The sequence below is a fragment of the Chitinophaga sp. ARDCPP14 genome (assembly GCF_051362515.1).
Taxonomy (GTDB): Bacteria; Bacteroidota; Bacteroidia; order Chitinophagales; family Chitinophagaceae; genus Chitinophaga.
The window spans coordinates 179,069-194,135 of the sequence record NZ_JBKIXB010000011.1; the positions used below are offsets into that span (position 1 = coordinate 179,069).

General features: G+C 48.4%; 8 protein-coding genes. 6 read left to right on the forward strand and 2 right to left on the reverse strand.

Going from position 1 to position 15,067, the window contains the following annotated elements:
- The first annotated feature begins 7 nt into the window (after window positions 1–7).
- From ACLHR0_RS25845 to ACLHR0_RS25870, 6 genes are read left to right on the forward strand one after another with little or no spacing between them, the layout of a single operon-like run.
- The gene (locus ACLHR0_RS25845; RefSeq protein WP_436490551.1) at window positions 8–1,189 is read left to right on the forward strand and encodes a hypothetical protein; all 1,182 of its coding nucleotides are present in this window, start codon (window positions 8–10) and stop codon (window positions 1,187–1,189) included.
- Between the two features lie 18 nt (window positions 1,190–1,207).
- Complete coding sequence (locus ACLHR0_RS25850; RefSeq protein ID WP_436490552.1) at window positions 1,208–2,293, forward strand: fasciclin domain-containing protein; 1,086 nt, start codon at window positions 1,208–1,210, stop codon at window positions 2,291–2,293.
- A gap of 11 nt (window positions 2,294–2,304) precedes the next feature.
- On the forward strand, window positions 2,305–3,489 hold the full coding sequence (locus ACLHR0_RS25855) for a fasciclin domain-containing protein (RefSeq protein WP_436490554.1): 1,185 nt from the start codon (window positions 2,305–2,307) through the stop codon (window positions 3,487–3,489).
- Window positions 3,490–3,506: 17 nt separating this feature from the next.
- Window positions 3,507–4,490 (forward strand): fasciclin domain-containing protein, encoded by a 984-nt coding sequence (locus tag ACLHR0_RS25860; RefSeq protein ID WP_436490556.1) that lies wholly within the window; start codon window positions 3,507–3,509, stop codon window positions 4,488–4,490.
- Window positions 4,491–4,492: 2 nt separating this feature from the next.
- Window positions 4,493–7,729: a TonB-dependent receptor gene (locus tag ACLHR0_RS25865; protein WP_436490558.1), complete on the forward strand. Its 3,237-nt coding sequence runs from the start codon at window positions 4,493–4,495 to the stop codon at window positions 7,727–7,729.
- Between the two features lie 20 nt (window positions 7,730–7,749).
- Window positions 7,750–9,903, forward strand: coding sequence for an IPT/TIG domain-containing protein (locus tag ACLHR0_RS25870; RefSeq protein WP_436490560.1), 2,154 nt, complete (start codon window positions 7,750–7,752; stop codon window positions 9,901–9,903).
- 75 nt (window positions 9,904–9,978) lie between these two features.
- On the opposite strand, the gene ACLHR0_RS25875 is transcribed toward ACLHR0_RS25870, so the two are convergent.
- Window positions 9,979–11,457, reverse strand: a complete 1,479-nt coding sequence (locus ACLHR0_RS25875; RefSeq protein WP_436490561.1) for a RagB/SusD family nutrient uptake outer membrane protein — start codon at window positions 11,455–11,457, stop codon at window positions 9,979–9,981.
- Between the two features lie 26 nt (window positions 11,458–11,483).
- A complete protein-coding gene (locus ACLHR0_RS25880; RefSeq protein ID WP_436490563.1) occupies window positions 11,484–14,636 on the reverse strand; it encodes a SusC/RagA family TonB-linked outer membrane protein in 3,153 nt (1,050 codons plus the stop codon).
- Between the last annotated feature and the right edge of the window lie 431 nt (window positions 14,637–15,067).

Here is a 15,067-nt window from a genome sequence, read left to right on the forward strand (position 1 = left end):
TAGTCTTATGAATAATAAATACTTTTTACTGACACTACTACTGGCCGCGCTGTTTTTCAGCAGCTGCCGCAAAACGGACTATGTGGTATTGGATAATCCCGCCTACCTGCGGGTATTCAACTGCCTTGAATTTACCACCAGTCTTGATAACAAAGATGCGCCACAACCATTCCTCGCCTTCCTGGTAGACCCCGTGATGGATGATAACGGGGTACCTGTCAGCGCAGCCATCACAGGCGATTTTCTGGGGCTGCGCGCCGACTGGGCAAGACCTTATCCCGACGCCGCCAGCAATGTATTGTGGCAAAAAGAATATCCCGGTACTAAAAGAGTACTGGCCGCTCCTATTGTGAATGGATATGACCTTTCGAGCTGGGCGCAGGTGCCTTCAGGTAAGCATCATATTGTTTTCCGTACCCGGCCGCTGAACAACGTGCCATACTTTGAACTGGATAAAATGGAACGGGGCGTTACGCTGATTGATACCACCATAGACCTGAGCGCGGGGGAAGTATATACGATGCATGCACTGATAAAAGAATATACCAGCCAGCAGCCATTTATGTACCTGCGTAAGGAAATATTTCCGAAACAACCCTTCGCTGATTCCACAGTATATGTGAACTTCTATAACCTCAGCGCAGTCAATTTCTATGAGAAAGCGCCCAGTACTTTGCCAAATGAAGACCTGTCCAACACCAAGCTGAGTGACACCATGAACGTTTATTACTCGCTTAATAAACTGGCGCCAAATGGAGCTCCCGTGGCCCTGCCGGGTTACAAAGGCATACCTATGGGACGGATCATCCATTCCCTGGAACCTAAGGTAATGCCTTATTACAGCTTCCCTTTATTTGCAGACACCAGCAGCAATAAAATCTTTACAGGCAATATGAGTCAGCTGTTCGGATTTTACGCTGCCGGTTTTACCCCGGAAAACCTGGGCTACCCGGGCTTCATACCGGTAGGCGTTTACTCCGCCATTATTATGGGCGACTATGGCGAATCAAACAGAAGTGCCTATCTGCCCTTCAAGGTAAAATGCGATCTGCGTACAGGCCTGGTGGTGAGTATCCATTCCGGTACCAATAATCCCCGTTCATTTGCTACAGTGAATACGGTGGAGTATATCAACCGGAAGATGTATGTAACTACCATCCAGCGCAAGTTTGCACCACCCGTTTATTAACGTCTTTATCATTTCGATATGCTGAATATTTCTATCATAAAACAGTTCATGGCAGTATCGCTGCTGCTGGCGTTCGTAACGGGCTGCCGGAAAGATGACCTCATTCCGCCCATTGACAGAACTACTACACCACGCGCAATGGGCGCATTTATTGAAAACAATTATGACCTGAGCATTTTAACTGCTGCCCTGAAAAAAGCAGGTCTGCTGGATACATTGAATCAGGGTGGACCCTTTACCTTTTTTGCACCGGATAACGCAGCATTTAATAGAATGGGTGTTACAGGTCCTGGAGATGTTGCTAAAATGGATGCAGATAGTCTGCGGTCTATGCTCCGTTATCACATCATCCGTAACCGTTACTTTACCACCACTATCCCACAGCAAATGGATAACAGGTATCTTACGCTTTCCGGAGAAGAAATATATATATCCACCTTGAAGACAGTTACTATGTTACCAGACAACGACATGTTTGTAAATGGTGCGCTGATCCTCAAGGAAAGTAAAAGGAATATCGCCCTGGCGAACGGTGTGCTACATATTCTCGCCAAGCCGCTGAAGCGCACCCAGGGCACCGTACAGGACTATATCGCCGCAGATACCAGCTTAACTTTATTTGCTGCCGCCATGAAGCAATTCAATTTATGGGACGGTCTCAAAACAAATAAACCATTAACGGTTTTCGCACCGGCCAATAGCGCCTTCCTGAAATACGGACTTACGGCAGAAAGGATTGCCAGCATGAAACCAGCCGATTATAAGGCCATCACCTTTGCTATTTACCCGATAGAGATGAGACCTATGCATATCTTTTGTACCGATGGTTATCTGCTTTCAGGTACTTCTACAGTAGGCGACGGCGGCATCAAAGCCGGCGGATATTCCATCGCACCCGGGTATTCGTATAATAGTTACTACGGCACAGAAACTTCTTCCATAAGTATTTTGAAAAAGAAAGCAGCCGACTGGTACCCGAGCGAAGACGGCCCCTCCAATGTAAACTACCTGAATGGACTCACAAATGCAGATCATACATGCAGCAACGGCATTGTTCACGTAATAGATGACCTTTTCCTGAACCCGGATTTAATGAAGCAATAAAAATGAAACAGATGACATCAAAAATATCTTTGCTCTTATTACTGCTCCTGGCTTTTGCTGCCTGCCGCAAACAGGACATTGAACCGGAACCGGTCGGTGAACCCGTGCCGCATGAATCAGGACCCGATAAAACATGGCAGCAGCAACTGGCCGCTTCTTCGTACACCCGTTTCCGTGAAGCATGGCAGCGCTCCGGTATGGATCAGAAAATAAAAGAGGATGGCGCAGGTTTTCATACCCTCATTGTACCCACCGATAAAGCTTTCGATGAAGCCGGCTGGACATTGGAAAAAATAAAGGCAACAGATGCAGCTGTACTGGATGAGTTGTTGTCCTATTATATAATGTCTGTCCGCCTGTTGCCGGAAAATATTACCGCCGTCAAAGGCAGCACGCCGGCAGCAACGCTGTCATCCCGCTCTTTCGCCGACAGGGAAAACTGGTACAAGGATTACGTGGATTTCCAGTTCCTGGCTAAATCCGGCGATAGCCTGATCGTCAATGGGATGGCCCTCGGCAAATGGGGACAACAACTGGAAGGCACTAATGGAGTAATATATCCCATTGATCACCTGATCAGCAAACCACAACAATCCATGTGGGAATACCTGCAAAGCCAGCCGCGTTTCAGCCTGTATGTGGCTGCATTACTTGTCAACGATAGCCTGTACCAGTCCGTCTGGATGAATAGTTCACTGCCGCTGCTGAAATCGTCCACCTCACTGGTACAGTTTACCCTGTTCGCACCCAACAACGATGCATTTATAAAAAATGGTTTTCATAATGCAGATGATATTCTGCAATACTGTCTCCGTTCCTGGCCACTGCCGCCTGCCGACTATGATGAAAATATGTATTGGCAGCAACCGGTAACTACTATGGATTCTATACTGCTGGCATGCGGACCTGAAATATCCAACGCCGCCCAGCTAAATGGAATAGAGGCCCGTGTAGGACCGGTTTTTTTTAGCAACGACCTCACGCTGAATGCTACCAATCTCAGCGGACTAACACTATACAAAGGAGAGCCTTATAATAACCCGCCAACACGGATCAGTTTGTCATTTATTAACAACAACGGTCAGCCCGGCGTCAGAAGAATAGGTACCAGCTATCCTTACACCAGTTTAAAGAGCAGGGATATAAGAGTGATCAATGGTGTTGTTCACGAAGTAGGAGATCTGTTTAAACAATAATTTTAAAAAGCAGCCAAATGAAAAAATTCACTTATACAGGTTTGCTGATACTCTTATTGTCAGCCTGTACAAAGGATAAAGATAACACAGCAGGTTCGGATGAAATCAATCGCCTGACCTACATCATCGACGATAATAGATTTAACTTCTCTTCTTTTAATACGGCATTGGGCAGAACCGGTTACCGTAAAGTGCTGGCGCAAGCCGGGCCTTATACGGTCATGGTACCGGATAACAACGCATTTGTAAAAGCCGGATATGCAACTAACCAACAGGTACTGACCCAAAGTGCGGCCATTCTCAATAACCTGGTGTCCTATCACATTGTAAACGGTACCTGGGAGTTGAATAAACTGCCTTATCAGTTTAATCAGGAAATATCGGCGATTACCGGCGCAAAAATGTTTGTTACACACTGGATCAAAGGCGAAGATACCGTGTTGACGATTAATGGCAGCCCCGTCCTCGCGTACAACCTGCCCGCCAGTAACGGTATGATACAGGTACTTGATAATGTGTTGCAACCATTGGTATACCAAACACTGTCAGATGCAATTGCGACAGATACCAGTCTTACTTTTCTAAATGTAGCGTTGCAACAGGCGGGTATGAAAACACTGATCTCCGGTAGCGCCACCTATACTTTTTTTGCGCCTTCCAATTCGGCATTCCGCAGCGCAGGCTTTCCTTCTATAGATAGTATCAATAAAACAGATGCAAGAATATTACGCGATCTGTTGGAATACCACCTGTTTGCAGGCCGGAAGTTTATCTACGATTATATCCTTACCACCGGCAGCTCTGATCAAACGGAACAAGCGATGAAGAACGGTAATAACGTAGGTATTTCACTCGTAAAAGACGAGACAGATGTGAAATACATAGGCATCACCATAAAGGGAGCCGGCAACAAAGTACCGGCAGTGGTGACCAGAGAAAATCTCATGGCCGGCAACGGCGTACTCCACATCATAGACCAGGTACTAAAAGAAAATCAGTAGTGATGAAGAAAATTTTATACATAGCTTACTTGTTCACCGTACTGCTGGCTACCAGCCCCTTGGCATACGCACAGGAAACAAACGGCACACTAAGCGGAAAGATCACCAGCGATAAAAACGAACCGCTCATCGGCGTTACGGTACTGGCTATCCACGAGCCTTCGGGTACAAAGTATGGTGCAATCACCACCGCCGATGGCCGCTATTATTTACCCGGCCTGCGTATCGGCGGTCCTTACTCGGTGAGCATCACCATGATGGGCATGCAACCGCAGAAAAGGGAACAGCTGAATATCCGTCTTGGGGAGCCCGTACAACTCAACATCATAATGGCCGTTGCTGGTAAAGATCTTTCTGCAGTAACCATCAAAGGCACAAAGAAAGGCGCCTCCGCCAACACCACCGGCGCAGGGCAAAACATCAGCCGCACACAGCTGGCAAACATGCCTACCATTTCCCGCAGCCTCCAGGATATGACTAAAATGGTTCCGCAGGGTAGCCGCGACAACTCCTTTGCAGGTACCAACTTCCGCTATAACAACGTAACCATCGATGGCGCCATCAACAACGATGCCATTGGCTTCAGCCCCTCTGCAGGCGGCATTACCGGCAGCTCCGGTATGCCCGGCTCCAGTACCCGCACCAACGCAGTATCGCTGGATGCGATCGAAGACATGCAGGTATACCTGGCGCCCTTCGATGTGAAGATCGGGAACTTCACCGGCGGCAGCATCAACGCTGTTACACGCAGCGGTACCAATACCGTAACAGGATCGGTTTACGGCTTTGGCCGCAATGCAGCCCTCACCGGTAAAGGCCCCAACGGCAAAATGAACAGCGACTTCTATGATTACCAGGCAGGCGTCCGGCTCGGATTTCCGCTCATAAAAAATAAACTGTTCTTTTTTACCAACGAAGAAATTACTTCCCGCCAGGACCCCGCCCAGTTGCTTGCAGGGCAACCGGAAACGGCGCAGATCCTCAGCGTCAAAGATGCGGACGATATCCGCAACGCAACGCTGAGCCGCTATGGCCAGGACTTTGATCCGGGTACTGCCGGTAATTACACGGCCTACTCCCGCTCGCAGAAGTTCTTTAACCGCATCGACTGGAACATCAACGATAAACACCAACTCTCCTTCCGCAATAATACCATTCTATCTAAAGCCATGAACATGGACCGGGATCAACAGGATTTCCGGTTCAGCAGCATGGCCTATCAACAGGTGAATAACCAGAGCTCCACCGTGATGGAAGTGAAGTCACGGTTCAATAACCGCTGGTCCAACAGTTTCATCGCAGGATTCAGCGTAGTACACGATAAGCGCAACCCCGGTTCAGATCCGTCACTGCCACAGGTGCAGATCACCGGCCGCACACCCGGCACTACTATCTATCTCGGTACAGACCGGGAGGCGAGCATCTTCGATATGAAACAACGTACCATCGAAATCTCCGATAACCTTACCTTCAGAAAAGGAAAACATACCATATTACTCGGCACCCACAATGAACTGTATCATATCGATTATGGCTTTGTGAATAGCTGGAATGGGAGAGTGGATTACCTGAGTATTGAAGATTATCTTAACAACAATCCTTACCGTGTTCGTGGCAGTTACAACTATACCAATAACAGCCGCGAATACATCCTCGCGCACCCGGAAGCGCAGTTTAATATAAACATGCACAGCGTATACGCACAGGATGAAATACAGGTAACAGACAAGTTGAAGGTGATCCCCGGTATACGTGCCGATTATACCTGGCTGCCAGAGAAACCCGCCCTGAGTGATAAAACACAGAACGCCTATACCGATGGTTCTTTTGGTAACACCTACGCCTATACGCCGCTGAACCGCATCAATAATGGCTACCTGGGCAAAGTACAGTTGTCGCCCCGCCTTGGCTTCCGCTACGATTGGAAAAACGATCAAAGCCTTATCCTCCGCGGTGGTACTGGCCTGTTCACCGGCCGCATCCCTTTTGCCTGGATCGCCTATGCCTATTATAACAACGGCATCAACTACGGCTCCTTTGATCAGAAAGCAGATACAAAAGTATTTGTGCCCGGCAGCGATCCGCTGCAACCCAATCCTAACGGTATCGCGCAGTTTATTGAGCAAAATGGCGCACAGATGAACAACCGGAATGCAGGTAAAACACAGGTAGATGTAATTGATAATAACTTCGTGATGCCGCAGGTATGGCGCAGCAGCCTGGGACTGGATTATGTGAGCCCGGCAGGATTTAAATACACCGTGGAAGCGATGTACACCAAAACCCTGAAAGATGTGCTGTTTCAGCAGGTGAACATCAAGGATGATCCAAAGTATTATCCCTATGATAAAGACCGGCAGCAACCCATTTACAGCGGCACTACAGACCCGCATTTCTCTAACGCTTATTTGCTGAGCAATACAAAGAAAGGCTACCGCTACAGTTTCACCGGCAGCGTCAACCGCAGCTTCCCTTCAGGTCTCCAGGCGTCGCTGGCATATACCTACGGCGGTTCCAAAGATATCTCCAACGGTATCCGTAATTCTATGGAAAGCAACTGGCAGCTGAACCAGGCGCTCAGTCCCAATAATCCCGGACTGGCATGGTCCAACTTTGACGTGCGTCACCGTATAGTCGGTAACGTTACTTACCACAAAGCCTGGAGCAATAGCTGGGTAAGTACCATTACTATATTTGCCACCGCGCAATCCGGCAGTCCTTTTACCTACGGTGTGGTTAACAACAGCATCCAGGGATTACCGCAACAGGTAAGCTTGTTATATATTCCTTATGCAGATGAAGCCATTAATTACTTCCGCGGGAAAGGCATTTCTGCGGAACAGCAGGCAGCTGCTTTTAACGCTTATATAGATGGCGATAAATACCTGCGCGGCCGTCGCGGGCAGTTCACAGAGCGTAATGCCGGTCGCACGCCATGGAATGTGCAGGCAGATCTGCACTTTGCACAGGAGTATCATTTTGGCGGAAAGCAGTTCATCACTTTTACTGCGGATGTAGTGAATCTGACGCACCTGATCAACAGCAACTGGGGCACGGTATATTTCTCTCCCAATACATTTAACTCCACTGCCAGCACCGGCTTAACACCGGTATTCCCGGCAGGGCAAAACCCCGGCGGATACCCGGTGTATACTTTCGAAAATCCGGGTAAGCCTTACTCCGTTGATTTCCTCAACTCCAGGGCGCAGGTGCAGCTGGGATTAAGATATTCTTTTTAATCAATGTTAATCATCCAACAATGAAATATGCTTTATACCTGCTGCCGGTAATTTTGTTACTGGTGGCAGGCTGCAAAAAAGACCGGGATAATAGCACGGTGGCAATGAATGTAAAAACGTTCTGGCCTAATAGTGGAAATGCGGGTACCATTGTTACCCTGCAGGGACAGGGACTCACCAAAGATGTACAGGTAAGCTTTAACGGTACGGAAGCCAGGGTACTGGATGCACGCGATTCCGTGCTGATAGTGCTGGCGCCGGATAATGGCAGCACCGGTTCACTTGCTGTAAAGTCCGGCGACCGTAAAATGGAACTTGGCACCTACACTTACCAGGCACTGAGCCTGCATGGTATCAGTCCGGCTAACGGTCCCGCAGGTACGAATATTTCTATCCGTGGCGCGGGCTTCAGCAGCATGGAAGCGCCGGCAAAGGTAACCATCAATGGAAAGGACGCACTGATCACCGGTGCATCCGATACGTTACTGGTAGCGGCTGTGCCGGAAGGTGCAGGCAGCGGCAAGGTAGTGGTAATGGTAGATGGAAAAGAAGTAAGCGGACCTGATTTCTCTTTCCAGGTCATCAGCAGCATTAAACCGCTGAAGGGTGGTAGCGGTACGGCGGTAACCATTAACGGGGAAGGGTTTAATACCCTGGCCGCCGGCAACAGCGTTACGTTTAATGGTAAAGCGGCGGCGGTTATAAGCGCTGCTGCCGGCAAACTGGTGGTGACAGCGCCGGAAGGCGTAGCTACAGGACCGGTAGTCGTAAGCATCAACGGGCAGAAAACTATTGGCCAGGTATTTACCGTGGTTCCCAAACCGGTAATCAGAACGGTTACGCCCCTGAGCGCGCCGGCGGGTGCTGCTGTGGATATTGCAGGCGATTACTTCAGCACGTTCCCCGATGAAGTAACGGTGTCCTTTAACGGGCATGCCGCTATTGTTACTGCTACAACTGATAGGAGCATAAGCGTAAAGGTACCTGCCGGAGCAGGCGCCGGGAAAATACAACTCATCGTGAACGGGCAGCAATCGGAAGGACCGCTGTTTAAAGAACAGTCGCTGGGCATTTTACAATTATTACCGGATAACGGTCTCGCAGGTACGGAAGTAACCATAAAAGGGATTGGCTTCAGTGCCAACGCGGCAGAGAACATCGTTACCTTCAATGGGGTAGTGGTGCCGGTAACTGCAGCCACCGACAGTACGCTGCGTGTAGTCGCTCCCGTTGGCGTTAGCACCGGCGCGCTGAAAGTAAAAGTAGGCACGCTGGATGCCACAGGCCCGGTATTCCGCAGGGCAGGAGTGATCACGGTTGCAGGCGGCCCGTCGCAAACCCTTTTCGATGATCCGAAAGGCATAGCAGTGGATTCCCGCGGGAATATATTCGTGCTGGATCTGAACGTGATAAAGAAAGTAACGGCCAGCGGGGCGGTGAGCATTTTTGCAGGGAAAGCAGATGGCTCCGCAGGGAATGTGGATGGCAACGGAACAGCCGCGGCATTCAATTACCCGGTGGCTTGCGTAATAGATGCGCAGGATAATCTCTATGTATGTGATCAGAATAACAGATGCATCCGTAAAATTACGCCGGCCGGCAATGTAACTACGTTTGCCCGTGTGGCATTTACGCCTATTGGTGTGGGTATTGATAAAAACGGAACAGTGTACATAGGCGCACAATACGCAGGTGTATACCGCCTTGATGGCGCCGGCAATGCCAGCCCGCTGGCGCCGAATGTATATCAGAGCGCACCGGGTACACTGGTAATAGATAATAGCGGAACCCTGTTTTTTGGCGGCGATTCGGATAACCCGTTTGTTTCAAAAATTACAGGTGGCGTTAAAACGCTGTATGCCGGCGGCCAGTATGGCTACGGCGATGGATCGCTTACCGGCGCACAATTCAGCATTATCTCCGGCATGGCCCGCAACGCGGTAACCGGCGAAATGTACGTGGCAGATAATAATGCCATCCGGTTAATCGCCAACGACCAGGTAACACGCATCACCGGCTGGAAAGGCGGTAGTAACCCGGTATCAGGAAACGACGACGGAACATTGAACCAGGCCACCTTTAACAGCATTAATGGTATTTGTACAGATAAGGAAGGGAATATTTATGTAGTAGAGCGGTTTGGAAAGGCAGTAAGAAAAATTATCCTGCAGTAATTTTTTTAGAAAAAAAAAAAAGGGGCTGACCAGTTAACCTGGCCAGCCCCTTCGTTATGAATAAGTGTTACGGCTTTAGTAGCCAGGATTCTGTTTCATGTTTGGATTACGTTCTACTTCCGCGTTTGGCAGCGGGAATACCACTGCATCATCATTCCACTCCTGTGCATCTACACCGCCGTGGGCAGGAATTGCACGGTGTGTTCTCAGGAAGTCGAATTCGCCATGTCCTTCGAAAGCCAGTTCTATTCTGCGTTCGGTGAGGATATCGTTGATCAGTGCCGCCTGTGTTAACGGGGCCAGTACCTTAGCCTTGGCCCTTGTCCTGATGGCATTCAGCAGGGTGATAGCTTCGGGATTAGCTACGCCGGGAGTTAACCTGGCCAATGCTTCTGCTTTGGTGAGCATCACTTCTGCCAGGCGTACAACGGGCACCCAGGCATCTACGGTGCTGGCGCCAAAAAACTTCTTGGTATAAAATGCGGTGGTATCGCCACCACTGATGGTATAAGTAAACAGTGGTTTCGCCCGCAGATCGGTGAAACGATCGAAATTGGGGAGCGTCAGGTAGGTCTGGCTGATGGTGATATCACCCCTGCCTGAACTGCCATAATGCTGGCCGATGGCGTTATTGGTATTCGGGTTATCACCGGAGCTCATGGCTACAGAGAAAATGCGTTCCAGGGAAGTCTGGTAGTTTCCGGAAGACCATACATCAGCAGGCGTGGCGTCGAGGTCGTAACCAAAGGACGACAGCAGTACGCTGTCTGCATAGTCACGGGCTTTGGCCCAGTTGCCTTCATACAGGTAGATGCGGGAAAGCAGTGCATGGGCGGCGCCTTTGGTGGCACGGCTGCGGTCATTGTAATCATCACCGGTGGTAACAGGAAGTACGGCTGCTGCTTCAGTGAGATCTTTGATCATCTGGTCATAAACTTCCTTCACCGTGTTGCGGGGAACTTTATTCTTCGGATCAATGGCTTCGCCACCATCCTTTGCAGCGGTGAGTATCAACGGCACGCCCATATGTCCGGCATCAGCCTGGTAAGTATAGGTTTGTGCATAGGTATTTACCAGGAAGAAGTACGTGAGGGCACGGATAAATTTTGCCTCTGCGTAATAGCCTGCTGCTACCTCTGCGCCAACTACACTTTCATGATCTTTCAGGTTCTGCGAAAAATAATTGCTTTCAAAAATGGTTCTATATCCGCCCGACCAGCAGTTGAACGCATACACATTGTTGGAAAGCATATTAAAAGTAGGTACGTTACCAAAATAAGAGGAGATATTTACATCCACTGATCTCACGTCCGAGTAGATCAGTACGCGGCCCCCCAGGAATTCTCCGTTCTGCAGGGCATCGTACATACCGATGGCGGACTTTTCAATTCTTTCCGGTGTGCTGAAGGCTTCCTCCGGCGTCAGTTTGGAAAAGGGGATCTGGTCATTTACTTTGGAGCAGGAAAACAGCATCGAAGATGCTATCGCTACTGCGCCAATGGCCAAACCTATGCTTGTTTTTTTCCGGGAGTTCGGTTTATATTTTAATTCCATAATTCAGTTTTTTTAATCGCTAACAATTAGAATCCAACATTTAAGCCCAGCATGAATATTCTTGGTAAAGGCATACCCCTGTTATCTGTTCCGTAGTTGATATTGCTATCACGGTTGGTATTGATTTCAGGATCGGCGCCTGTATATTTGGTAATGATAAAGGCATTTTGAACGAGGGCGTAAACGCGCAGGCTGTTCAAACCGATTTTATCTTTGATGCCAGGGAAAGTATAACCGAGGCTGATTTCACGACCTCTCAGGAAATCGCCTTTTTCCATCCAGCGGGTGGATGCCTGGTTGGTTGGCGCGTCAGAGAGTACCAGCTTGGGAACATCCGTGTTTTTATTTTCGGGAGTCCATCTGTTTTTGATTTCCTGCAGGTTGTTCTGGAAATAGTTGCTCATCAGGGCAGCCCTGGTGGAATTGTATACATAGTTACCGCCACTGTACTGAAGCAGGATACTCAGGTCAATGCCTTTGTAGTTGAAAGTGTTATTGAAACCACCATACCAGGTTGGGTAACCGGATTTATCCTGGTACTGCGCGTCAGAGCCTGTAACAGCGCTCATTGGCTTGGTACCGTCCGGAGAAGTCCATTTCCTGGCAGTAGGTACGTTAGGATCTAAGTTGTACATCACCAGTTCGCCTTTGGCGTTGTAGTACATTGGATTACCATTGTCCGGGTTTACGCCGCCCCATTCGATCAGCTTGAACACGCCGAGGGTTTTGCCAACGCTGACACGGTTGTTTCCTTTGATGATATCAGATCCATCAGCAGTGGCCGTCACCCTGTTTTTAATAATGGTGAAGTTAATGCTGGAATTCCAGCTAAAGTCCCTGGTAGTAATGTTCTGGGTATTTAATGTCAATTCCAGTCCCTTATTCCACATGGTACCGATGTTGGTAGTGAGGATAGAACCCACCGTACCGGTAACAGGGTCCCACGGAGTACCCACGGTAGCCAGGATAGGTGCATCCAGGATCAGGTGGTCGATATTACTGTGGAAGTAGTCGGCCACAAAAGTGATCTTATTTTTCAGCAGGGTAACGTCTACGCCTATATCCAGTTTCTTTGATTTTTCCCACTGCAGGTTGGGATCACCAATCTGTGAAACGCCAAATCCGTTGATATCGCCATATTGTCCGCCGCCATACAGGGAACGGAATGCGTATGCACGGATGTTGGAGTTACCCACCATGCCATAGCTGGCCCTGAGTTTCAGGTCGCTGATCAGGGAAATATTATCTTTGAAGAAGCCTTCTTCAGAAATTCTCCATCCCACAGATACACCAGGGAAATAACCACGGCGGTTGTTGGAGCCAAAGTCGGAATAAGCATCTGCTCTCAGGGTTGCATCAAAGTAGTATTTCGATCCGTAGTTATAACCTACCTTACCGAAGTAAGACTCAAACGAGTTGGCAACGCGGCCACCACCGGTATAACTGTTTTCAGAACCGGCAAATAAACCGTCATAGATTTCTTTAAAATAAGAATCTGCCAGGTTACCCTGTCCGGTGTATAACTGTTTCTGTTCAGTATGTTGGGATTCCTGACCTATGGTAGCACTGATGAAATGCAGGTTGTTGATAGATTTCGTATAGGTGGCGAAGTTAGACCAGTTCCACAGGTTCTGGCGGAAGAGGTTTTCCTGCACCAGGCCATTGTTGCCTAATCCCAAACCTGCCTGTAATGGTCCGCTGTACTGGTCTTCAAAGTTCTGCACCAGGTCAACGCCAAACCGGGAAGTTATTTTCAAACCGGCGATAGGCTCAATTTCTATATAAGCGCTGGATAATACGCGGGTGGCGGTATTATCATTTCTTCCAAACTGTAAGTTGGACAGCGGGTGGAAGAAACGGTTCAGTTTATTGGTCGTAATGTTATTACCATCTGCCAGATCCCCGTTGCTGGATTTGATATACAGGTTGCCGTTTTTGTCATACACCGGTACGTTCGGCATCGCATTGTATGCAGAGAAGGTGGAACCTGCGAGGTATCCGTCGGACAATACGCCGTTATTCAAAGACTTGGAGCTGTATAAAGAGATACCTGATTTCAACCATTTTTTAGGGGTTACATCCAGGTTCATACGGATGCTACCTCTGCGTAAACGGTTAACAAGCACCATACCCTGCTGATCGGCATATTCACCGGATGCATAAAATTTCGCTTTCTCCGTGCCGCCGGCGAGTGATAACTGGTGATTCTGGATAACGCCCGTGCGGAACACTTCATCCAGCCAATCCGTTCTGTCTGGTTTGCCATCGCCGTTTATGTCAACGTCTTTTGCCAGGATGGGAGTAACGCCGCCTGTTTTAGTAGCGTTCTTTGCTTTTTCATTCTGGATAATAGTGAAGTCATCGCCGTTCAGCAGTTTTGGTAATCTCACGGCTTTGCTCATACCCACGTATCCGTTGTAATTTACATTGATAGTACCGTTTTTTCCTCTTTTGGTGGTAATGATAATTACACCGGCAGCAGCGCGGGAACCATACAATGCACTGGCAGCGGCATCTTTCAGCACATCCACCGATTCAATGTCGTTGGGATTGATGTCTGCAAGCGGATTGTAACGGGTACCGTTACCACTGTTGAAAACGTTCAGGTTAGTGAGGGAGTTTACCGGGATACCATCCACTATTACCAGTGGCTGCGAGCTGTTGGTAATGGAGTTAATACCCCTGATGCGGATGTTTACGTTATCGCCCAGTACACCGGAGTTGGTACTGATGTTCACACCGGCAGCGCGGCCAGTTAACGCCTGGTCAAAGCTGGTGGCAGGGCGGTTATTGACAAGTCCGGCTGATACATGACTCACAGAAGAAGTCACATCTTTTCTTTTGAGCTCTCCATAACCGGTTACAAGTATTTCATTCAGTACTTTATTGCTGCCGGATAAGGCAACACTAATGTTTTGGCGGTTGCCGGGTTTCTCTTCTTTCGTTTCATAGCCAACAAAAGAAAACAGTAAGATGGTATTGGCATCTGCCTGGATGGTAAATTTACCGTCGGCGCCTGATACAACGCCTGTTTTGGTACCCTTGATGATTACAGATACGCCAGGCAGGTCCTGTCCATCCTGTGCGTCTGTTACCTTACCAGTAATCGTTCGGGTCTGGGCATAGGAATGCACCACACCGATGGCTAGTAAAAGCCATAGTAGTAAACCTTTTTTCATACGGTTTCAATTTGGTTTAGATATATAAGAAAATGTTGCGGGCGGGCGGCCTTGTGTCAGATTTTGGTTTAATTCATCGGGTTATTGCCAATCGCAGTCGCCTGCCTTGTTCATAGTTATACAGATTTTGGTTTAAAGATGAAGTCAATTTATTCTGATGGATCAACTATTATTTTCTATAGGAATCTAAAGCCTGGTAAGGCTTATAGCATTGTGCTAATTTTGTTGTTTACAGATCATGCTTCCCCGGACGGACTAAATCCGGGGCACAAATTTGCTATATAAAAGGCTAAATGCAGGATCCGCTTGTAGTTGGCAACACTACAACCAATGATACCTATGCTTCCAGAACTAGTTGGAATTAAAATACGTCCTCAATAAGCAAATAGTAATAACAAAAAACAATCAGTACAGCATGTTCAAATTTTGGT

Coding starts and splice junctions, on each gene's coding strand:
- ACLHR0_RS25845 (WP_436490551.1), top strand. CDS start 8: ATGAATAATAAATACTTTTTACTGACACTACTACTGGCCGCGCTGTTT.
- ACLHR0_RS25850 (WP_436490552.1), top strand. CDS start 1,208: ATGCTGAATATTTCTATCATAAAACAGTTCATGGCAGTATCGCTGCTG.
- ACLHR0_RS25855 (WP_436490554.1), top strand. CDS start 2,305: ATGACATCAAAAATATCTTTGCTCTTATTACTGCTCCTGGCTTTTGCT.
- ACLHR0_RS25860 (WP_436490556.1), top strand. CDS start 3,507: ATGAAAAAATTCACTTATACAGGTTTGCTGATACTCTTATTGTCAGCC.
- ACLHR0_RS25865 (WP_436490558.1), top strand. CDS start 4,493: ATGAAGAAAATTTTATACATAGCTTACTTGTTCACCGTACTGCTGGCT.
- ACLHR0_RS25870 (WP_436490560.1), top strand. CDS start 7,750: ATGAAATATGCTTTATACCTGCTGCCGGTAATTTTGTTACTGGTGGCA.
- ACLHR0_RS25875 (WP_436490561.1), bottom strand. CDS start 11,457: ATGGAATTAAAATATAAACCGAACTCCCGGAAAAAAACAAGCATAGGT.
- ACLHR0_RS25880 (WP_436490563.1), bottom strand. CDS start 14,636: ATGAAAAAAGGTTTACTACTATGGCTTTTACTAGCCATCGGTGTGGTG.